Here is a 21,951-nt window from a genome sequence, read left to right as displayed (position 1 = left end):
CCAGCTCAAGAATAAAGAAGGTCAAAGCGTTCAAGCTAAGGTTTTCAGCTTTCTTCAATTCCTAAAGTTATGGATAAATTGGGTTGGACGGTGGCCGCTCGTGTCATGCGGAAGTGGTTCGCTGGTGAGCCCTATGAGTTGCCAAAATCTGTTAAGACAAGGTGACATAGCAGCGAGTACCTTGAGTGCGGATAAACTTATAACTGATATACCGTTTGAGTGGTTGTTTACTGGGTCGAAGCGTGTAAAGCCAAAAGTTGATGAGTATATTGCTGAGCTATCATCAACATCAGAATTTAACGGAAGTGCCGGTAGAGTAAAAGGTTCGCTCGACGAGCTTTCTAAAGGGCTGATCGTATTGATGACGCGACTCCAGCGACTTGGCTTGCTGGATGCAAAGTCAAAGAAGCTAAAGCGCATACCTGGATTACAGTGATAAAACAGCTATTGAGTTGGAGGATATATCCCAGTTTAATTTGATTAGGTTCGGGGCTAAAGATTGGGAAAAGGCTACGGATGCGTTGGATGATGTATATGGCGCTTTAGGGACTTTCGTCGTAAAAGTCGCGGCAACTAAATTTCGCACTATTCAAAACGATCATGGCTTTCCGGCAATAGAAATAGAGCAGGTTGGCCTTTACGTTCGGGATACTTACGACTTTCTCAATGCCGGGGACGATCAATTATTGGGCTATTGGGCGCCTGAAGGGGTAACCCGGCCCGGTCCGATTGACTATTTTGCCGAGCCTGCGTTGATTGAAAAAGCCGGAGTCGAATATCACAAAGTGACGAATGGGCACTTTAATAAATATCGGCAAGTGAACGGGAAGAGGTGGAGATATGATGATTTATACGACGGTCAAGTTGTATGACGTGTCTTTTATAATTCATCTTGGTCCTATCGATTTTGAAGAGTACCTATCTCGCTCTGGGTCTAAGTGATTATGAAAAAAATGTCGTATTTGTTGGTGCTGATATTGCTTGTAGTAGGCGCGCCTGTTTCCGTTTGGCTATACATTAAGCATGGGGCTGCCGTTACGGCGGAAGTTTATTCCACGACTTGGAATGAAGCTAAAACTTGTTATATTAATTCGTATATACCGAAGTATTCTAATTTTGGCGTCGCTGGGAAATTTGTAAAGCTTTTCACTAGTGAAGCGTTTTTTCGAGTGTATAGCGTTGACGGTGAGTTGCTGAAGTCGTCTGAGTGGCTGCTTTGGCAGAATGAATTCACGACAGATGAGCGCTCGCAATGGGTTAATGGTCATGCGATTTATCCAACTTCAACCGGGTACGAAGGGTGGAGTATTACAGCGTGCGCGCCGTTAGATGACGGAAAAGAATAAGCAAACTGTCGGATTGGAGGGGAAGTGTATTGAGCATATTTATCAGCAACACCCCACACAAGGTTCTGGAGACCTGATGTCCAGGCTCACTAGGGAGGGGGAGTTGTGCCAGTGCACGGATAAAAAGCGCCTGTCCATTACTTTGCTTATCGCTTTCCTGAGCTCCATTGGGCTGCTGGCGATTTTGGTTTTGTTTGCTGTGCTGTTGCGTATGGAACGGTCCGTCGCCCCGACTTTGATTGCTCATCCCAATGCGCTTTGGGTGGGTGGCGAAGATGGTGGGGTATTTATCGAAGTCTCCAAGGCCGAAGCACCAAATTACTACGTACAGGTTCGTCACGAGAATGGCGATATGTGGTCGCAAGGCTGGGTTCGATACAGCACGAAAGACGGTTTTCCTCTGAGCGCTGCCGGTATTACAGGGTTTGACGGCGAACAACTTTATCTACACACCAGCACGGCGATGACGTCTGAAAAAGCGAGAGACCGGTAATCATGGACGAGCAAAAAGAACAGCAAAAAGAGGTCGGGCCTCATCTCCATTTCTACGCCCTGCAATCCGTCAAACGTGAACGTGATGGTTATCAGCGCAGCTGGACCCTCAAGGATGGAGCCTTTTGCCCATGATCGACGTATCGGACGAGATGCGCATGTATCTGATGTTCATCGCCGACAGCAATCTGTTCGGCGGCATCGCGATCTTGAGTTTTCTGCTGATTGTCACGGCGATCAGCAAGCGACTGCGTCAGTCATGGCTGCATCGCTCGCTGACGTTCATGGTCCTGATTTCATTGGTGGCCATCGAAATCGTGGGCAGCTGTTACTCCTCGGTGCGTCCCGCATGAACATGCTGGCCCGCATCGTCTGCTGCCTGTTGATCCACAGTGTTTTCTGTGTGGGTTACGCGTTTCTGAATAACTTCGCGGCCGACTGGTACATCTCGACCTACGGCGGCTTGACCTCCCGTGGCGTGAACATTCGTCTTACCAGCAAATTCCTCTACGAGTTTTTCCTTGTCTTCAACGCGGTGCTGGCGCTGATTCCTGTGCTACGTGTGAAGTTGATCCTGTGGGCGATCTGGGTAGGACTAATTCTCCTGTGGATGCTGCCGCATCATCCGCTACGGGCGCTGCTCTATGGCATCGGCCAAGGAATATTCACCTTGACGGCGATCCTTCTCAGCACCGGCCTGGATGGCTGGTACAAGCGCAAAGTAGTTGGCGCAAAAGCCTCGAAGCTCGCGTCGGGGGCCGACCATGCTTAGCCGAGCGCAACTGAGTTACTTCATGGTTGCCTTGTGGTGGCCATTGCTGGCGGTGCTGGCGATTTTTTCCTATGGCCTGTGGATTGGCGAGTACTCCACGTTCGATTCATCCGAGACCCATTGGGTGTACCTGTTGTGGTGGGGCATCCCCGGTCTGTTGATGTTTTCGCTGTGGACTTCTCGATCCGCCAAGAACCGTAGCGAGCAACAAGCGCTGCGGATGGTCTGGTTGGCGCCGTTGAAGTTCATTCCGTTCTACGCCGTGCCATGGATGCTTTATGGCTTGTTTAGTCTGGTCGTCGGGCAGCTCAGTGACTCTTACATGGCCTACGGCTGGATCCTGATCGTGCCGTACCTCCTGATCGCCGGCTACGTCTGCGCGGGTCTGACGGTAGCGCTCTACAGGACGTTTTATTCATGAGATTCAATACCAGGCAGGTACCCCGTGTCCTTTAACCACTACTACCAAAGCGAACTCACCGCACTGCGCCAGTTAGGCCGCCGTTTCGCCGAGCGTAGTCCCGCGTTGGCACCTTTCCTCGGCCAGGCTGGGCGGGATCCGGACGTGGAGCGGTTGCTGGAAGGTTTTGCGTTCCTGACCGGTCGCCTGCGTCAGAAGCTCGACGACGAATTGCCAGAGCTCAGCCATTCGCTTATGCAGTTGCTGTGGCCCAACTACATGCGCCCGCTACCGGCGTTCAGCATTTTGCAGTTCGACCCGCTCAAGCGCTCCGGGCCTGCGTTGAAAGTCGAGCGTGATACGCCAATTGAAAGCGTGCCCATCGAAGACGTGCGTTGCCGTTTCCGCACCTGCTACCCGACCGAAGTCCAGGCACTGGACCTGGCCGCGCTGACCTATTCGGTGAAGGGCGACGGTTCGCTGCTGAGCTTGCGGCTGGAAATGAGCGCGGACGGTCATCTGGGTGAGTTGGAACTGAACCGTCTGCGCCTGCACTTCGCTGGCGAGCGTTACATCAGCCAGATGCTGTACCTCAGCCTGTTGCGCAACCTCGAAGGCATCGAACTGATCCCGCTGGATGGCGCAGGCAAACCCATCAACGGTGTCAGCGGTAAACCGATGGCGTTCAAGCTGCCCGGCGACCGTGTGCAGCCGGTGGGCTTTGCCGAAGAAGAGGCATTGATTCCGTATCCGCTGAACACCTTCCGTGGCTATCGCTACCTGCAAGAGTATTTCGCCTTCCAGGACAAGTTCCTGTTCGTCGACGTCAACGGTCTGGACCTGCTCAAGGCGCTGCCGGAAGACACGCTGAAGCAGATGCGCGGCCTGGAATTGCGCTTCGATATTCGCAAGAGCGGCATCATGCGCATGCGTCCGACGCTGGACAACGTGAAGCTCTATTGCACGCCGATCGTCAACCTGTTCAAGCACGATGCGCTGCCGATCCGCCTCGATGGAAAACAGGACGAATACCTGCTGCTGCCCGCCGAATACGACCTGGAAAACTGCGGCGTGTTTTCGGTGGAAACCGTCACCGGCTGGAAGCCCGGCGGCCTCGGTTATCAGGAATACGTGCCGTTCGAATCCTTCGAGCACGACCCGAGTTTCGACGTGCCCACCAGCCGTCCGCATTACAGCATTCGTCAGCGTTCGTCCTTGCTGCACGACGGCCTCGACACTTACCTGAGCTTCGGCATCCGCCACACCGAAGCCCATGAAACCCTGTCGATCGAGCTGACGTGCACCAACCAGAACCTGCCGCGCAAGCTCAAGCTCGGCGACATTTGCGTGGCCTGCGAAGAGACGCCGGAGTTCCTGAGTTTCCGCAACATCACCCCGGCCACTTCCAGTTTCGCGCCGCCGCTGAACCGTGACTTCCTGTGGAAGCTGATCAGCAACATGTCGCTTAACTATCTGTCGCTGGCCGACGTCAATGCGTTGAAGGTGATTCTCGAAACCTACGACCTGCCGCGCTACTACGACCAACACGCGGAGAAGGTCAGCAAACGCCTGCTCGGCGGGCTCAAGTCGATCAAGCATCACCACGTCGACCGTTTGCATCGCGGCTTGCCGGTGCGCGGGTTGCGCACCGAGCTGACCATCGACCCGGAAGGCTATATCGGCGAAGGCGACCTGTTCGTGTTCGCTTCTGTTCTTAACGAGTTTTTCGCGCTTTACGCCAGTCTCAATTCGTTCCACGAGCTGCGGGTAAAAAGCACACAGGGAGAGGTGTACCAATGGACACCACGTATGGGCCTGCAGCCGCTGCTTTAAGCGGGCTGACCCGGGTAATACGCGAGTACTCGCTGTTTCAGGCCGTGCTGCTGGTGATCGACCGGCTGCGCGCGGCGCACCCGTACCTGAGCGAAGACGATCTGTACGACCAGCTGGAATTCCAGGCCAATCCGAGCCTGGGTTTCCCTGGCAGTGACGTCGATCGCGTGGAGTTTTTCGAAGAGCACGGGCAGATGCGCGCGCGCCTGCGGTTCAACCTGATCGGCCTGGTCGGTTCCGGTTCGCCGCTGCCGGCGTTCTATGGCGAACAGGCCTTGGGCGACAGCGAAGACGGCAACCCGACACGCAATTTCCTCGACCTGTTTCACCATCGCCTGCAACGGCTGATGCTGCCGATCTGGCGCAAGTATCGCTACCGCGCGAGCTTCGAGAGCGGCGCGCTCGACCCGTTTTCCTCGCAGCTGTTTGCCTTGATCGGCCTGGGTGGCGAAGAGATCCGCAAGGCCCAGGAACTGAACTGGAAACGCCTGCTGCCGTACCTCGGCTTGCTCAGCTTGCGGGCACACTCGGCGGCGCTGATCGAAGCGGTGTTGCGTTACTACTTCAAGCACGAAGACCTGGTCATCGAGCAGTGCATCGAGCGTCGCGTGGAAATTCTCGACGAGCAGCGCAATCGTTTGGGCCGAGCCAACAGCCTGCTGGGCGAAGACCTGGTGCTGGGCGAGCACGTGCGCGACCGCAGCGGCAAATTCCGTATCCACATCACCCAACTCGACTGGCAGCGATTCCATGAATTCCTGCCGATCGGTTTCGGCTACCAGCCTCTGTGCGCGCTGGTGCGGTTCACCCTGCGTGACCCGCTCGACTACGACATTCGCCTGGTGTTGCGCCAGGAAGAAATCCCCGAACTGCGCATCGGTGAGCAGAACGCCTGTCGCCTGGGATGGACCAGTTGGCTGGGCCGCGAAAAAGCGGACGGCGTGGTGACCCTGGGCAGCAAAATTCATTAAGGACAGATGACCAATGATCAACGTAGACCTGCAACAACTTATCCAGGCGCTGGACGCCGAAACCCGTCGTGATCTGGAAAGTTCGGCCGAGCGTTGCGTCGCTCGTGGCGGCAGCAAAATCCTCGTCGAAGACTTGCTGCTGGGCCTGCTGGAGCGCCCGCAAGGCTTGCTCGCACGCGCGCTGCAAGATGCCGAAGTGGACGCCGGTGAGCTGAGCGCCGCGTTGCAGTCGCGGGTCGAGCACAGCGCCTCGCGCAATCCGGTGTTCGCCCCGGAACTGGTGCAGTGGCTGCAAGATGCGTTGCTGGTGGCCAACCTCGAACTGGGCCAGACCCAGGTCGAACAAGCTGCCCTGATTCTCGCGCTGCTGCGCAACCCGATGCGCTACGCCGGCAGCCGCTACCAGCCATTGCTGGCAAAACTGAACATCGAGCGACTGAAAGAATTCGCCCTGTCGCAGAAAGAACAACCGGCCACCGGAAAACCCGCCGTGCCGGGTGAGTCGTTGCTGGAGCGCTTCACCCACAACCTGACCCAACAGGCCCGCGACGGCAAACTCGACCCGGTGCTGTGCCGCGATGGTGCGATCCGCCAGATGGTCGACATCCTCGCCCGCCGGCGCAAGAACAACCCGATTGTGGTCGGTGAGGCCGGTGTCGGTAAAACCGCCATCGTTGAAGGCCTGGCCTCGCGCATCGCCGCCGGTGAAGTGCCGCAAGTCTTGAAAGGTGTGGAGTTGCTGTCGCTGGACATGGGCCTGTTGCAGGCGGGCGCCAGCGTCAAAGGTGAGTTCGAACGCCGCCTCAAGGGCGTGATCGACGAAGTTAAAGCCTCGCCGAAACCGATCATCCTGTTCATCGACGAAGCGCACACGCTGATCGGCGCGGGCGGTAATGCCGGCGGTTCCGACGCGGCCAACCTGCTGAAACCGGCCCTGGCCCGTGGCGAGTTGCGAACCATCGCCGCAACCACGTGGGCCGAGTACAAAAAATACTTCGAGAAAGACCCGGCGCTGGCCCGTCGTTTCCAACCGGTGCAACTGCACGAACCGACCGTCAGCGAAGCGGTGACCATCCTGCGTGGCCTGGCTCAGGTGTACGAGAAGAGCCACGGCATCTACCTGCGCGATGACGCGGTGGTCTCCGCTGCCGAACTGTCCGCCCGTTACCTGGCGGGTCGCCAACTGCCGGACAAAGCGGTTGATGTGCTCGACACCGCCTGCGCCCGCGTTCGCATCAGCCTCGCCGCCGCCCCGGAAAGCCTTGAACGCCTGCGTGGCGAACTGGCCGAAGGCGGCCGTCAGCGTCAGGCCCTGCGCCGTGATGCCGAAGCCGGTTTGCTGATCGATCACGAAGCGCTGGACGCGTTGGAAGATCGCCTCGATGAAGCCGAGAGCGAAATGATCGCGCTGGAAACTCTGTGGACTGAACAGAAAGAATTGGCCGAGCGCCTGCTGGACCTGCGCCAGCAGCTGGCCAAGGCCCGTGAAGCTGCTGCCGTCGAGCCGACCGTCACGGTTGAAGAAGACGCTGAAGGCACCGTGATCGAAACGCTGCCGGTCGACGAGGCGCAAAGCGTCGCGTCTCTGGAATCCGCACTCAACGACACGCACAAAGCCCTGACCGAACTGCAAGTCAAAGAACGACTGGTGAGCTTCGAAGTCTGCCCGCGTCTGGTCGCCGAAGTGATCAGTGCCTGGACCGGTGTGCCCTTGGCGCAACTGGCCCGTGAGCACAACGCCAAGGTCGCCAGTTTCGCCACCGACCTGCGCACGCGCATCCGGGGTCAGGAGCAAGCCGTTCACGCACTGGACCGTTCGATGCGCGCCACGGCGGCGGGCCTGAACAAACCGGACGCGCCGGTCGGCGTGTTCCTGCTGGTCGGCCCGAGCGGCGTCGGCAAGACTGAAACCGCGCTGGCCCTCGCCGACTTGCTGTACGGCGGTGATCGTTTTATCACCACCATCAACATGTCCGAGTTCCAGGAGAAGCACACCGTCTCGCGCCTGATCGGTGCGCCACCGGGCTACGTCGGTTACGGCGAAGGCGGCATGCTCACCGAAGCCGTGCGTCAGAAGCCGTACTCCGTCGTGTTGCTCGATGAAGTCGAAAAGGCTGACCCGGACGTGCTCAATCTGTTCTATCAAATCTTCGACAAAGGCGTGGCCAACGACGGCGAAGGGCGCGAGATCGATTTCCGCAACACGCTGATCCTGATGACCTCGAACTTGGGCAGCGACCGCATCAGCGAGCTCTGCGAAAACGGCGCGCGGCCCACCGCCGAAGTGCTCGAAGAGACCATCCGCCCGGTGCTCAGCAAACACTTCAAGCCAGCGCTGTTGGCGCGCATGCGTGTAGTGCCTTACTACCCGGTCGGCGGCCCGGTGCTGCGCGAGCTGATCGAAATCAAACTCGGCCGTCTGGGCGAACGCCTGAACCGTCGTCAGCTGGATTTCACGTACTGCCAGAACCTCGTCGATCACCTGGCCGAGCGCTGCACGCAAAGCGACAGTGGCGCACGCCTGATCGACCATTTGCTCGACCTGCACGTGCTGCCGCTGGTGACCGACCGCTTGCTCGATGCGATGGCCACCGGTGAAAGCCTCAAGCGTGTGCATGCCACGCTCGACGGTGACGCCAGCGTGATCTGCGAGTTCGCCTGAGGTGGGTGTGATGTTCACTCAAGTGCCGCAACCGCTGGTCTATGCCGAAGCCTTGCTGGCGCAGTTTGCCAGCCTGTCGCGCGCGGCGGACGGTGCTGCGCTGCTGGGTGACTTCGTGCGCGGGGTGGCCGAGCTCAGCGGTTGCGAACTGACGCAGCTGTACCTGCTGGACGCGACCCACACCTGCCTGGGGATGAACGCCGAGTGCCTGAACGGCATTCTGCAACCCCGGGAAGCGGCGAGCCTGCCGGCGGATTACAACGGTGAACAACTGCTGCAATTTGCCTTGTGCCAGAACCGCGTGGTGAGCCTCGGCGAGTTGAGTGGCAGCCTGCACGAAACCAGTTTCCTGCCGCCGCAGGCCACGCCTTGGCAGTCGCTGTTGTGCGTGCCACTGGTCAATCAACAGAAAGCGGTCGAAGGCTTGCTGCTGTGCGCCAGTCGCCAGCACATCGACCTGCAAGGGTTCGCCGATTCGCTCGGGCAGTTGGGCTCTTTCGTGCTCGGTCAGTTGCATTTGCTGCAACGCTTGCGTCGTCCAGCGGGTGACTCAAAACCAGCGCCAGTCAGTGTGCCGAGCGCCAGCGGTTACGGCTTGATCGGCAAGAGTTCGGCCATGCGCCAGACCTATTCGCTGATCAGCAAAGTCCTGCACAGCCCTTACACCGTGCTGTTGCGCGGCGAGACCGGCACCGGCAAGGAAGTGGTCGCGCGGGCGATTCACGATTGCGGCCCGCGCCGTTCCCAAGCGTTCATCGTGCAGAACTGCGCGGCGTTCCCCGAGAACCTGTTGGAAAGCGAGCTGTTCGGCTACCGCAAAGGCGCCTTCACCGGCGCTGACCGCGACCGCGCCGGGCTGTTCGATGCGGCCAACGGCGGCACCTTGCTGCTCGATGAGATCGGCGACATGCCGTTGTCGCTGCAAGCCAAATTGCTGCGCGTGTTGCAGGAAGGCGAGATCCGCCCGCTGGGCTCCAACGACACCCACAAGATCGACGTGCGCATCATTGCCGCGACGCACCGGGATTTGTCGGTGCTGGTCAGCGAAGGCAAGTTCCGCGAGGACTTGTACTACCGCCTCGCGCAATTCCCGATCGAGTTGCCGGCCCTGCGTCAGCGCGAAGGCGACATCCTCGACCTGGCCCGGCACTTTGCTGAAAAGGCCTGCTCGTTCTTGCAACGCGATGCGGTGCGTTGGTCCGACGCGGCGCTGGATCACCTGTCCGGGTATGCCTTCCCCGGCAACGTGCGCGAACTTAAAGGCCTGGTCGAACGTGCTGTTCTGTTGTGCGAGGGCGGCGAATTGCTGGCCGAGCATTTCTCCCTGCGCATGGACGCCATCCCGGAGGACAACAGCCTGAACCTGCGCGAACGCCTGGAGCAGGTCGAACGCAGTTTGTTGCTCGATTGCCTGCGCAAAAACGACGGCAACCAGACCCTCGCCGCCCGCGAACTCGGCCTGCCACGCCGCACGCTGCTCTACCGCCTCGGGCGCCTGAATATCAATTTGGGTGACTTCGATGGGTAGGCAAAAGACCTTCGATTCCACCTCATTTGCTTTTAACAGCGCCGCCCAAACGGGTCGGCGCTTTGTGCTTTGTCTACCCCTGGAGACCCTCTGATGCCTGTTCGTCACTGGCAAGCCGTCCTGCTGACCTTCGTCGTTCTATGCGGCCTCGGCGGCTGTAGCGGCAATTACAAATACAACGACAACACCTATCGCCCATTGGGTGATCCGCAGGCGGTCAATCGCGGCAAGTGACCGCAAGGAGTATCACCATGGAACTGGTTTTCGAAATGCTGAACACCAAGCAGTTCGTGCCCACCGATTTATGCCAGAAGACCTTCAAACAGGCCGGTGGCGTGATTGGTCGTGGCGAGGATTGCGACTGGATCATCCCGGACCGCAAGCGGCACCTGTCCAATCACCACGTGAACATCAGCTACCGCGAAGGTACGTTTTTCCTCACCGACACCAGCAGCAACGGTGTCCAGGACGGCGAAAGCGGTGCACGCCTGCGCAAAGGCGAAGCGGTGCGCATCGAACACGGCAGTACCTACGTGTTGGGTGACTTCGAGATTCGTGCGCGGCTGGTGCGTGACCCGGCGACGTTCGACGGCGAAGTCGGGCGTCCGCGTGCGGCGGGCAGCATTATTCCGGACGATGCCTTCCTCGATCTCGATCCGCTGAATGCCCTCGAACAGCAAGAGCGTGTGTACTCGGAAATCGAGGAACTGATCTCCCCGAGCACCACCCTCTCAGACACCCGCCAGCGTGCCGATTACGCCCGCATCGACATGGAAAGCCTGCTGGTCCCGGAGCTGATCAAGGCCCCGGCAGAACCTGCACCGGCCCCGGTGCCGAAAGCGGTCGAGCGTCAGAGCGAAGGCTTCTGGGAGCATTTCGGTGCTGCGCTGGGCGTGGACCTCAAAGGCCTCGACCACGATGCCCGTGAGGCCTTGGCGCTGAACGCGGCACGCTTGCTCAAGCAAAGCGTTGGCGGTTTGCAGCAGAGCCTGCGCACCCGTAGCGAACTGAAGAATGAACTGCGTCTGGCCCAGACCACCGTGCAGGGCACTCAGAAAAACCCGCTGAAATTTGCTGTCGATGCCGGTGAAGCACTGGGCATTTTGTTGCAGCCGAACAAGCCGGGCCAATTGCCGGCCGAGCAAGCCATCTCCCGCGCGTTCCGCGATTTGCAGGCCCATCAAGTGGCCTTGCTGACCGCCAGCCGCGCCGCCGTTCGCGGCACGCTGGAGCACTTCTCGCCGCAGCAATTGACCCTGCGTTTCGAGCGCGACAACAAGCCGCTGCTGGCCACGTCCGGCAGTCGCTGGAGAGCCTACGGCCGTTATCACCAGGCCCTGCGTCAGGACGATGACTGGAGCGAACGCCTGCTGGCCCGCGACTTTGCCCAGGCCTACGAAGAGCAGATTCGCCTGATTTCCACCCTACACACCGACCACCAAGGATGATGCGCATGTCTCGCTGTTCGACCGCTTTTTCAAGACGCTGACAACGGTCGTGGCCCTGGTGCTACTGGCCGGTTGCTCGTCGCTGTCGCCGTATTCGAAAGTGACCAAGCTCAACCTGAAACTGACCGCCAGCGATCAGTTGAACCCGGACCTCAACGGGCGTCCGTCGCCGATTGTTGTGCGTCTGTTCGAGCTCAAGCACCCGGTGACCTTCGAAAACGCCGACTTCTTCAGCTTGTATGAACGCGCCAAGGAATCCCTGGCCCCAGACCTGGTGGCCAGCGAAGAACTCGAGCTGCGTCCGGGCGAAACCGTCGAGCTGAAACTCAGCGTGGAGGAGGGCAGCCGCTACGTCGGCGTACTCGCCGCGTACCGCGACCTGCCGGAATCCAAATGGCGCTACACCGTGCAAATCACCCCGGTGGAAGTCACCGACGCTGACCTGACGCTGGACTCGGCCGGTATCCGCAACAGCCACGAAGCGCTCGCCAAGGTAGATGACTGATCATGAATACCCATAAAGTCATTTGGCAGGAAGGCATGCTGCTGCGTCCGCAGCACTTCCAGCACAACGATCGCTACTACGACCACCAGATGAAAACCCGCACCCAATTGCTGGGCGGTTACACCTGGGGCTTCCTCAACCTGGACATCGACTTGCAGTTCCTCAACATGGGCAAACTGGTGATCAGCCAGGCCTCGGGGATTCTGCCGGACGGCAGCCTGTTTGAACTCGGCGGCAACACCGAGCCGCTGGCGCTGGACGTGCCGCCGAACACCGGCAACACGCCGATCTACCTGGCGTTGCCGCTGGTCACCGGCAACCACATCGAGTCGCGCCGCCCGGAGCAATCCGACGTGCTGGCGCGCTACACCGCGTACGAAGCCGAAGTCGCCGATTCCAACGCCGGCGACGATTCCGCCAGCCAGGTGCGCTGCGGTCGCCCGGATTTCAAACTGTTGCTCGGCGAGCAGCAAAGCGATCAGGCCTACGTGAAGCTGAAAATCTGCGACGTGCTCGACACCACGCCCGACGGCGTGATCAGCCTCGATCCGGATTTCGTGCCGACCTACATTCAGGCGCATTCGTCCGGCTACCTGCTGTCGTGCCTGAAGGAAGTGATCAGCATGCTCGGTCACCGCGGCGACACCATCGCTGACCGGATTCGTTCCAACGGCAAGGTCGGCGGCGCGGAAGTTGGCGATTTCATGATGCTGCAACTGATCAACCGCACCGAACTGCTGCTGCGTCACTACCTGGGACTTGAACAGGTTCATCCGGAAGAGTTGTACCGCACGCTGCTGACCATGCTCGGCGATTTGGCGACGTTTTCCAGCGAGAGCAAACGCCCGCGCCTGGACAGCCGTTACCAGCACAGCGATCAGGGCGCGAGCTTTCGCAAACTAATGGAAGCGATTCGTCAGGTGCTGTCGATGGTGCTGGAACAGCACGCCATCGAACTGATCCTGCAAGAGCGTCAGTACGGGATCATCGTCTCGCCGTTGCACGACCACAAGTTGCTGGGCTCGGCCTCGTTCGTGCTGGCGGCCAGTGCCAACTGCGACTCCGAAGAGCTGCGCCACCGCTTGCCGGCGCACCTCAAGGTCGGCCCGGTGGAGCGCATCCGCCAACTGGTCAACCTGGCCCTGCCGGGTATCAAGGTCAAACCGTTGCCGGTGGCCCCGCGGCAGATCGCGTTCCACTCCAACAAAACTTATTTCATCCTCGAACTCAGTTCCGAAGACCTGGCACAACTGGAGCGCTCCGGCGGCTTCGCGTTCCATGTGTCCGGCGAGATTTGCCGAGCTTGAGCTGAAATTCTGGGCCATCAGGAACTGACAGACATGATCAAGGACATGGAACACCATCAGGACGATAAAACCGTCTTGCTCGACCGCCAGGGCCACGGCCCGGCGCAAAGTCCGCTGACCGACTTCGCCGCGCCACCGCGCTTCGAACAACTGGAAGAACGCATGATCTACGCCGCGCGCCTGCGCCCGGCCGAAGCGTTCAACATCAGCCTCAATTCGCTGGTGGCCGCTGCGTCCGAGCTGTTGTCGGAAGTGGTGCGGCTCAAGCACAGCGACACCCGCGAAGACCTGTACGCGCTCAACGAGCGGCTAACCGCCGGGCTCAAGCTGTTTGAAGTGCGCGCACTGCACAACGGCGCCGAAAGCAGTCAGGTAATGGCTGCGCGTTACGTGCTGTGCACCGTGGTCGACGAAGCCGTCGTGACCACGCCATGGGGCAACGAAAGCGAGTGGTCGCAGATGAGCCTGCTCAGCAGTTTCCACAACGAAACCTTCGGCGGCGAGAAGTTCTTCCAGCTGCTGGATCGCCTGTCGAAAAACCCGGTCAAGCACCTGCCGATGCTGGAATTGATGTACCTGTGCCTGTCCCTCGGTTTCGAAGGCAAGTACCGCGTACAAACGCGCGGCATGCTCGAACTCGAAGGCATCCGCGACGCCTTGTACCGGCAGATCCGACAATTGCGCGGCGACGTGCCACGCGAACTGTCGCCGCACTGGGAAGGCCTGAACGATCAGCGCCGCAGCCTGGTGCGCATCGTGCCGGCGTGGATGGTGGTGCTGTTCACGTTCGTCTGCCTGGTGGTGATGTATTCGGGTTTCGCCTGGGTCTTGGGCGAGCAACGCGACACCGTTCTGCAACCTTATCAGCCGCTTGATCCGGCCGCGGTCCAGCCGCAGTCGCAGCCGTAAACAGGGACGTGTGATGAAAAAGTTTTTCAAGAAAGTCGGCGCATTCTTGCGCAAGACCTGGGTCTGGACCTTGCTGGTGGTGCTGTTTGTCGCGCTGCTGGTGTGGTTCGTCGGGCCGCTGCTGGCGGTGGATGACTACAAGTTCTGGGAAGGTTCGACCTCCCGCTTGCTGACCATCAGCGTGCTGTTCCTGATCTGGGGCCTGACCATGGTCTTTGTCAGCTGGCGCGCCGGTGTGCGTAAAAAAGCCGTCGAAGAAACCGAAGACGGCCAGGACCGCTATCCGCCGTGAAGAGCTGATCGACGAAGAGCAGAAAGAGCTGAAGGTGCGTTTCAAGGAAGCCTTGAAAACCCTCAAGACGTCGAGCCTGTATCGCGGTCGCAGCGAGCGCTGGCGCAGTGACTTGCCGTGGTACCTGCTGATCGGCCCGCAGGGCAGTGGCAAGACCAGCCTGCTGGACTTCTCGGGCCTTGAGTTTCCGATCAACAAGATCGACCGCAAACTCACCCGCGACACCCAAGGCACCCGTCATTGCGACTGGTACTTTGCCGACCACGGTGTGCTGATCGACACCGCTGGCCGCTACCTGACCCAGCCGGACGGCGAAGTCGACGGCAGCGCCTGGAGCACTCTGCTCGACCTGCTGCGCAAGCGTCGCCGTAACCGTCCGTTGAACGGCGTGCTGGTGACCATTCCGGTGGAAACCCTGCTGGGCGGCAGCGAGCAAGACCTCGACACCCTGGCCCGCCAGGTGCGAGCGCGCTTGCAGGACGTGCATCAAAAACTCCACGTCGATGTGCCGATTTACCTGGTGTTGAGCAAGGCTGATCGCCTGCTCGGTTTCGACGAGTTCTTCGATCAACTGACCCGCGAAGAAAGCGATCAGGTGCTCGGCACCAGCTTCCGTAAAGAGCAGAGCGGCACCGACGTGGCCGTCCTGCGCGCCGAGTTCGAAGAGCTGCTGCGTCGCTTGAACAGCCAAGTGATCATGCGCATGCACCAGGAGCGCGACACCCAGCGCCGTGGCCGCATCCTCGATTTCCCGCATCAACTGGGGCAAATCGGCGAGCGCCTGTGCCTGTTCGTCGACATGGCGTTCACCGGCAACCGCTACCAGCGTGTCAGCCAGTTGCGCGGTTTCTACCTGACCAGCGCGCCGCACCTGACCCAGGAAATGGACCAGACCACCGCCGGCATCGGCGCCAATCTGGGCATGAACGCGGGCGTGCTGCCGACGTTGCGCAGCGGCCGCTCACGGTTCATTCACCACTTGCTTAGCCGGGTGATTTTCCCCGAGGCCGATCTGGCCGGTCTGGACAAGCGCGAACGCAGCCGCATCCATTGGGGCCAACGAGCTCTGTATGTGGGCGCGCTGGCGGCCTTGGCGTTGTTCGGCATGCTGTGGGCGGGTGGTTTCTCGGCCAACTACGAGCGCCTGGAAAACCTGCGCAACCTCGCCACTAATTGGACACAACAACGCGCGGCCCTGACCGCGCGCGATGATTCCATGGCGGTGCTCAAGCCGCTCGACACGGCCTACGCGGCGACTCAGGTCTTCCCGAAAAAAGGTGACGTGGGTTACCACGAGCGCGGCGGTCTGTACCAAGGCGAAGACGTCAACCCAGTGGTCAAGAGCGCCTACGAGCGTGAGCTCGAAGCGCAACTGCTGCCGAAAGTCGCGACCCTGCTGGAAGGGCAGATCCGCGCCAACATGCGCGACCGCGAGCGTCTGCTCAACAGCCTGCGCGCGTACCTGATGCTGAACATGAAAGACCGTCGCGACGGTCCGTGGCTCAAGGATTGGGTCGCCACCGAATGGTCCCAGCGTTATGCCGGCAACACCGCCGTGCAGAACGGCTTGAACACGCACTTCGAGCGTTTGCTGCAGCAGCCGTTTATCTATCCGCTGAACGACCAATTGGTGGCTCAGGCCCGTCAGGTCCTGCGCAGCGAATCGCTGGCCAACGTGGTTTACCGGATGCTGCGCGAGCAGGCCCGCAACCTGCCGGAATACCGTCTCAGCCAACACCTGGGCCCACAAGGTTCGTTGTTTGTCGGCACCGATTACGTGATCCCCGGCTTCTACACCCAGCAGGGTTATCAGCAGTATTTTTCGGTTCAGGGCAGTGCACTGGTCACCGATATCCTGCGTGACAACTGGGTACTGGGCGAAGGCTCGGGCATCAGCGGCATGGACTTGCGTCGCCTGATGGTCGAACTGGAGCAACTGTACTTCCGCGACTACGCCAACTTCTGGAGCGAAGCGGTCGGCCAGGTAGCGTTGCCACCGATCAGCGACTTCAGTGAAGGCGCCGAGCAACTGGCGGGCCTGACCTCGGCCAACTCGCCGGTGCTGCAACTGCTGGTGGAAGTGCGCGAGAACACGCGCTTCCCGGCGGCCGCCGACAACGCTGAAGACGCTGCCGATGCAGCCGGAAAACTGGCAGAGAAGGGCGGCAAGCTCGGCAAACTCGCGGCAGCTGCGGCGGATAAAGCTGCGGACATGACCAAGAACCTGCCAGACACCGCGAAGAAATCCCTGCAACGTCGCTTCGAACCGCTGCACCGTTTGCTGGATGACAACAACGGCCCGGCCGCTGATTTGACCCCGGCCCTGACGGCGCTCAACGACTTGCAAATGCAGCTGGCGAGCCTGGCGCGTGCCAGTTCCCCGGAGCAGGCCGCGTTCGAAATGGCCAAGACCCGCATGAGCGGCCAGCGTGATGCGCTGAGCGCCCTGCGCAATGCCTCCAACCGCTTGCCGCGTCCGGTCAGCGTGTGGTTCAACGTACTGGCCGAAGACACCTGGCGCCTGGTGCTCAACGATTCCTACCAGTACCTGAACCAGCGTTATCAGAGCGAGCTGTACAGCTTCTATGGCAAGGCGATCAACAAGCGTTATCCGTTCAGCGCCCACAGCACCAGCGACGTGGCGATCAGCGACTTCCGCGAGTTCTTCAAGGCCCAGGGCATCAACGACCGCTTCTTCGACACCTACATGCGTCCGTTCGTGAGCGGTGATCCGGGCAACTTCCGTCTGCGTGTCATCGACGGTCACAGCCTGCCGATCTCCAAGGTCTACCTCGACCAGATGGCCGCGGCACAAGTGATACGCCAGAGCTTCTTCTCGATCAACCCGGCCGAGCCGCAAGTGCAGTTCAAACTGGAGCCGTACACCCTCGACCCGGCCGTCAGCCGTTCCGAGTTCAAGTTTGGCGACAAGACCATCGAGTACCGTCACGGCCCGATCGTGCCGGTGTCGTTCAAATGGCCGACCGACGCTGAAGACGGTCGCACCAGCCTGGTCCTCGACAAAATGGCCGGCCGCCCGATCGGTATCGAAAAGAACACCGGCCCATGGTCGCTGTTCCGTCTGTTCGACCTGATGCAGACCGAGTACCTGAGCGGTCGTGACGTGCTGGTGTTGAAGGCTGACGTAGGCGGCCTGCGCGCCAATTACCTGCTCAGCAGCCAACGCACGCCGAACCCGTTCGACATGGGCGTGCTGCGCACCTTCCGTATGCCGGTGCAGCTCTGATGCTGGTTGCCAGTCCCTGGCGCAGCGCTGCGCGTACCGACGCCGGCAAGGTTCGGGCGCGCAACGAAGATGCCTTTCTCGACTGTCCACAGCAGGGGCTGTGGGTGGTCGCGGACGGCATGGGCGGTCATCAGGGTGGCGACATCGCCAGCCAGTTGATCGTCGCCAGCCTGGCGGAATTGCCGGTGCAGGATGATTTCGACGAACGCCTCAAAGGCATTCGCCAGTGCCTGCACTGGTTGAACCGCCGCTTGGGTCAGGAGTTGACCGTCACTGCCGGGCGCCACGACAGCATCATGGGCAGCACCGTGGTGGCGCTACTGGTGGACGGCAATCGCGCGGCCTGCATCTGGGCCGGCGACAGCCGTTGCTACCTGTGGCGTGGCCAGCGTTTGTATCAACTGTCCAAGGACCACTCGTTGCAACAGCAACTCATCGACGAGCAAAACATGAGCATCGAAGACGCCAAGGCTCATCCTGCCGCCCATGCCCTGACCCGAGCGGTCGGGGCGGCCGAGCAATTGACCCTGGACGTGCTCGAACTCGAGGTTTATCCCGGCGATGCGTTTCTGTTGTGCAGCGATGGTTTGTACAACGGGCTGAGCAGCGATGCCTTGGGCAACGCCCTGAGCCTGACCGCGCCGCACGTTGCGCTGGAGCGTCTGTTCGATGGCGCTCTGCGTGGCTCGGCGCGGGACAACCTGACTGCCGTGGTGATCCGCCAATGACCCAACTCATGCCGCCGCTCGACGACCTGCTGGTGAGCGACGAAGAAGTCAACAACCTGACTTATTTCGCGTTCGCCAAGCCGAATAAAGCTGAGCCCGCGCTGGCGCCAACCAAGCCCAGCCTCGGCGAAATGCCGGACGTACTCGCAGGTCGTTACCGCATCGAGCGCCTGCTCGGTGCCGGCGGCATGGGCGCGGTTTACCGCGCACGAGATTTGCTGAGCGAACAGTTCGGCGATCCCGACCCTTACATTGCGCTGAAAATCCTCAGCGAAGAATTTGCCGAATCGCCGGATGCCAGCGCCTTGCTCTACAGCGAGTTCGCCCTGACCCGGCGCCTGCGCCACGACAACGTGCTGCGTTTGCACAGCTTTGACGTGGACACCGACTGCCAGCGCGCCTTCATCACCATGGAACTCATGCGTGGGCTGACCCTGGACAAATTACTCTGCGAGCGGCCCCTGGGCCTGCCGTGGAAAGAACTGCGCGACATCGCGTTGCCGCTACTCGACGCGCTGGCCTACGCCCACTCGCGCGGCGTGCTGCACGGCGACATGAAACCGAGCAACGTGATGCTCAGCGAAGAAGGCGTGCGCCTGTTCGACTTCGGCCTCGGCCAGGCTGTGGAAGGCATCCTCCCCGGCCTGCCGCATCTGAGCCGTGACCGCTTCAACGCCTGGACCCCCGGCTACGCCGCCCCGGAACTGCTTGAAGGCCAACCGCTGACCGCCAGCGCCGATGTGTACGGCGTGGCCTGCGTGCTCTACGAACTGGCCGGCGGCAAGCACCCGTTCCGCCGCTTGCCCTCGACCGAGGCCCGCGACGGCCAGCTCGAACGCGAGCTGCACCCGCCGCGCAACCTACCGAAACACTGCTGGCCAGCCCTGCGAACGGCGCTGGCTTTCGACGCGGCCAAGCGCACCATCACCGCCGCCCAACTGCGTGACGCCCTGGGCGCCACTTCGTCTTTGCTGCAACGCCTGCGATTTGGGGCGTAACGGATGACCACCGAACAGGAGCAAGCAATGTTCAACCCGTCTAACGAAACGCATTTCAGCCTGACCGTTGAAGACTACGTCGGCGACCTGCAAGTGCTGTCGTTCACCGGCACCGAAGGCATCAGCCAACCGTATCGCTTCGACCTCGAACTGGTCAGCGAAAACCCCGATCTGGACCTGGAAAAGCTCCTGCACAAGCAAGCCTTCCTGGCCCTTGATCCACAAGGCAGCGGCATTCACGGCCAGATCTACCGCGTCGCCCAAGGCGATACCGGCAAGCGCCTGACCCGCTACAAAGTGTCCCTGGTGCCGCACCTGCAATACCTGCATCACCGCACCAACCAGCGCATCTACCAGCAGATGTCGGCGCCGAAAATCATCGCGCTGATCCTCGAAGAGCACGGCATCAAAGGCAACGCCTACCGCTTCCAACTGAGCCAGCCGTGCCCGGACCGCGACTACTGCGTGCAGTACGACGAAACCGACCTGCACTTCGTCCAGCGGTTGTGCGAAGAAGAAGGCATTCACTACCACTTCCAGCACAGCGCAAAAGCCCACCTGCTGATGTTCGGCGACGACCAGACCGTGTTCCCGAAACTCGGGCAGCCAACGGCGTACGTGCAAGGCAGCGGCATGGTCGCCGACGAACCGGTGATCAAAGGCTTCAAACTGCGCCTGGAAACCCGCACCAGCCGCACCACACGTCGCGACTACGACTTCGAAAAACCGCGCATGCAACTCGAAGCGGCGTATAAACCCGACGGCGAAAGCACCGAACCGGATCTGGAAGACTACGACTACCCCGGCCGCTTCCTCGACCGCGCACGCGGCAAGTTCCTCAGCCAGCGAGCACTGGAACGCCACCGCGCCGACTACCAGCAAGCCGAAGGCCACGGCGACCAGACCCGGCTCATCAGCGGCCACTTCCTGGAAATGTCCGACCACCCGCGCACCGAGTGGAACGACCTCTGGCTGCTCACCGAAATCTTCCACGAAGGCAAACAGCCGCAAGTCCTCGAAGAATCGGTGACCAGCGACACCACCGACAACAAAGACGACTTCCACCAGGGCTACCGCAACCGCTTCCTCGCCACCCCGTGGAACGTCTTCTACCGCCCCGCGCTGGAACACCCAAAGCCCCGCGTCCTCGGCAGCCAGACCGCCATGGTCACCGGCCCCAAAGGTGAAGAAATCCACTGCGACCAATACGGCCGCATCAAAGTGCAATTCCACTGGGACCGCGAAGGGTTGGCGGATGACAAAACCAGCTGCTGGATGCGCGTTTCATCGAGCTGGGCCGGCGACCGCTACGGCGCCATTGTCATCCCGCGCATTGGTATGGAAGTGCTGATCACCTTCCTCGAAGGCGACCCCGACCAACCGCTGGTGACGGGTTGCCTGTACCACAAGGAAAACCAGGTCCCCTACGAACTGCCGGCGAACAAAACCCGCACCGTGTTCAAAACCCTCAGCTCACCGGGGGGCGGTGGGTTTAATGAATTGCGGATTGAAGACAAGAAGGGAGCGGAGCAGATCTTTATTCATGCCCAGCGGGATTGGGATGAAAACATTGAGCATGATCAGAAGATTCGCGTCGGCAACGAACGCCACGACACCGTGGTGAAGAACACCTACACCGAACTCAAGGCCGAAGAACATCGCACCACGGTTGCCGACCGCAAGGTTGAAACGCGGCTGGATGATCACCTGACGATTGGGCAGAACCAGCATGTGAAGTTGGGGACTGCGCAGCTGACGAGTGTTGGGCAAGAGATACATGTGAAGGCTGGGGCGAAGATTGTTATAGAGGCGGGCAGCGAACTCACCATTTTGGGGGGAGGGAGCTTTATCAAGCTGGATGCCGGTGGGGTGACGGTTGTTGGGCCGGTGGTGAAGATTAATGCGGGTGGTTCGGCGGGGAGCGGGACAGGGATTGGGATAAAGCCGCCGGTGCTGCCGGGGGCGGCGGATAAGGATAAGGCGGGGAGTTTGATGGATCAGGCGTTGGGGAATGCGCCAAGTCCGCCGCCGTTAGAAGCACCTAAGAAAAGTTTCAGAATCCAAATGAAGCGCCCGTACGAGAAGAAAGGTATTTCGGGACAGCCATATGTGTTGGAAGTCGATGGAGTGACTTATAAAGGTACGACGTCTGCTGAAGGCTTTGTAGATCAACCAGTTCCGCCAAGTGCAAAAAAGGGAAAGCTTACTTTCTACCCATTTGGAACTGAATCGCAACCGTGGACTTGGGAACTCGATTTAAGCGCGCAATCAGATGCTTCGAATATTAAAGGGCTTCAATCACGATTAAAGAATCTCGGTTTTTATTACGGGAAAATCGATGGCGAGAACGGTCCGAAAACCAAACATGCCGCCCGCTGTTTTCATCGGTCTTGTGAGTTAACAGATAAAGATTATCTATCAGCCACTGATATAAAACGGCTGCAAGAGCAGCACATTGCGTGAGGGAGTAAGTGATGATTTATGGAAGTTTTGACCTCCGCCGTGGTGATCAC

The 21,951-nt window shown here is 60.0% G+C and carries 19 protein-coding genes and 3 pseudogenes; all 22 read left to right on the top strand.

The annotated features are described in order from the left end of the window. Window positions 1-69: 69 nt before the first annotated feature. The 22 genes and pseudogenes from AB4N76_RS13485 to tssI all read left to right on the top strand — a co-directional run bounded on the left by AB4N76_RS13485 (window position 70) and on the right by tssI (window position 21,901). The gene (locus tag AB4N76_RS13485) at window positions 70-165 is read left to right on the top strand and encodes a DUF6402 family protein (RefSeq protein WP_460164546.1); all 96 of its coding nucleotides are present in this window, start codon (window positions 70-72) and stop codon (window positions 163-165) included. Beyond that, window positions 134-436, top strand: coding sequence for a hypothetical protein (locus tag AB4N76_RS13480; RefSeq protein WP_460164679.1), 303 nt, complete (start codon window positions 134-136; stop codon window positions 434-436). The genes AB4N76_RS13485 and AB4N76_RS13480 overlap by 32 nt, the downstream gene beginning before the upstream one ends. Before the next feature lie 16 nt (window positions 437-452). Next, window positions 453-872: a DUF6402 family protein gene (locus tag AB4N76_RS13475; RefSeq protein WP_460164545.1), complete on the top strand. Its 420-nt coding sequence runs from the start codon at window positions 453-455 to the stop codon at window positions 870-872. Window positions 873-944: 72 nt separating this feature from the next. Further along, window positions 945-1,346, top strand: coding sequence for a hypothetical protein (locus tag AB4N76_RS13470; RefSeq protein ID WP_046030730.1), 402 nt, complete (start codon window positions 945-947; stop codon window positions 1,344-1,346). Beyond that, window positions 1,330-1,839: a hypothetical protein gene (locus AB4N76_RS13465; protein WP_256577172.1), complete on the top strand. Its 510-nt coding sequence runs from the start codon at window positions 1,330-1,332 to the stop codon at window positions 1,837-1,839. Before AB4N76_RS13470 ends, AB4N76_RS13465 begins: the two co-directional genes overlap by 17 nt. A gap of 2 nt (window positions 1,840-1,841) precedes the next feature. Next, window positions 1,842-1,973 carry a hypothetical protein gene (locus AB4N76_RS13460; RefSeq protein WP_256577173.1) on the top strand — a complete coding sequence of 44 codons (132 nt, stop codon included), beginning with the start codon at window positions 1,842-1,844 and terminating at the stop codon, window positions 1,971-1,973. Further along, complete coding sequence (locus tag AB4N76_RS13455) at window positions 1,970-2,191, top strand: hypothetical protein (protein ID WP_046030729.1); 222 nt, start codon at window positions 1,970-1,972, stop codon at window positions 2,189-2,191. The genes AB4N76_RS13460 and AB4N76_RS13455 overlap by 4 nt, the downstream gene beginning before the upstream one ends. Then, window positions 2,188-2,610, top strand: coding sequence for a hypothetical protein (locus AB4N76_RS13450; RefSeq protein WP_460164544.1), 423 nt, complete (start codon window positions 2,188-2,190; stop codon window positions 2,608-2,610). The genes AB4N76_RS13455 and AB4N76_RS13450 overlap by 4 nt, the downstream gene beginning before the upstream one ends. After that, entirely contained in the window at window positions 2,603-3,031 is a 429-nt protein-coding gene (locus AB4N76_RS13445) for a hypothetical protein (RefSeq protein ID WP_460164543.1), read from the top strand. Before AB4N76_RS13450 ends, AB4N76_RS13445 begins: the two co-directional genes overlap by 8 nt. 24 nt (window positions 3,032-3,055) lie before the next feature. Beyond that, window positions 3,056-4,843, top strand: coding sequence for a type VI secretion system baseplate subunit TssF (gene tssF, locus AB4N76_RS13440; protein ID WP_223523064.1), 1,788 nt, complete (start codon window positions 3,056-3,058; stop codon window positions 4,841-4,843). Then, window positions 4,807-5,814, top strand: a complete 1,008-nt coding sequence (tssG, locus tag AB4N76_RS13435; protein ID WP_460164542.1) for a type VI secretion system baseplate subunit TssG — start codon at window positions 4,807-4,809, stop codon at window positions 5,812-5,814. The genes tssF and tssG overlap by 37 nt, the downstream gene beginning before the upstream one ends. A gap of 13 nt (window positions 5,815-5,827) precedes the next feature. Beyond that, the gene (tssH, locus tag AB4N76_RS13430) at window positions 5,828-8,476 is read left to right on the top strand and encodes a type VI secretion system ATPase TssH (protein WP_460164541.1); all 2,649 of its coding nucleotides are present in this window, start codon (window positions 5,828-5,830) and stop codon (window positions 8,474-8,476) included. A gap of 10 nt (window positions 8,477-8,486) precedes the next feature. After that, window positions 8,487-10,004, top strand: coding sequence for a sigma-54 interaction domain-containing protein (locus AB4N76_RS13425; RefSeq protein ID WP_460164540.1), 1,518 nt, complete (start codon window positions 8,487-8,489; stop codon window positions 10,002-10,004). A gap of 93 nt (window positions 10,005-10,097) precedes the next feature. Then, window positions 10,098-10,238 (top strand): hypothetical protein, encoded by a 141-nt coding sequence (locus AB4N76_RS13420; RefSeq protein ID WP_018927443.1) that lies wholly within the window; start codon window positions 10,098-10,100, stop codon window positions 10,236-10,238. Between the two features lie 17 nt (window positions 10,239-10,255). Continuing rightward, a complete protein-coding gene (tagH, locus tag AB4N76_RS13415; RefSeq protein WP_046030716.1) occupies window positions 10,256-11,452 on the top strand; it encodes a type VI secretion system-associated FHA domain protein TagH in 1,197 nt (398 codons plus the stop codon). Between the two features lie 5 nt (window positions 11,453-11,457). Then, window positions 11,458-11,957: pseudogene (gene tssJ / locus AB4N76_RS13410) on the top strand (type VI secretion system lipoprotein TssJ). A gap of 2 nt (window positions 11,958-11,959) precedes the next feature. Then, window positions 11,960-13,292: pseudogene (gene tssK, locus AB4N76_RS13405) on the top strand (type VI secretion system baseplate subunit TssK). 5 nt (window positions 13,293-13,297) lie between these two features. Further along, window positions 13,298-14,173 carry a type IVB secretion system protein IcmH/DotU gene (icmH, locus tag AB4N76_RS13400; protein WP_046030713.1) on the top strand — a complete coding sequence of 292 codons (876 nt, stop codon included), beginning with the start codon at window positions 13,298-13,300 and terminating at the stop codon, window positions 14,171-14,173. Window positions 14,174-14,186: 13 nt separating this feature from the next. Beyond that, a pseudogene (tssM, locus tag AB4N76_RS13395) lies at window positions 14,187-17,712 on the top strand (type VI secretion system membrane subunit TssM). Next, window positions 17,712-18,440, top strand: coding sequence for a PP2C family protein-serine/threonine phosphatase (locus tag AB4N76_RS13390; protein WP_123433131.1), 729 nt, complete (start codon window positions 17,712-17,714; stop codon window positions 18,438-18,440). Before tssM ends, AB4N76_RS13390 begins: the two are co-directional and overlap by 1 nt. Continuing rightward, complete coding sequence (locus tag AB4N76_RS13385) at window positions 18,437-19,438, top strand: serine/threonine-protein kinase (RefSeq protein ID WP_460164539.1); 1,002 nt, start codon at window positions 18,437-18,439, stop codon at window positions 19,436-19,438. The genes AB4N76_RS13390 and AB4N76_RS13385 overlap by 4 nt, the downstream gene beginning before the upstream one ends. 27 nt (window positions 19,439-19,465) lie before the next feature. Beyond that, entirely contained in the window at window positions 19,466-21,901 is a 2,436-nt protein-coding gene (tssI, locus tag AB4N76_RS13380) for a type VI secretion system tip protein TssI/VgrG (protein WP_460164538.1), read from the top strand. The last annotated feature ends 50 nt before the right edge of the window (window positions 21,902-21,951 follow it).

The sequence above is a fragment of the Pseudomonas sp. S2_F03 genome (assembly GCF_054668335.1).
This window is presented reverse-complemented; position numbering and strand designations above follow the sequence as displayed.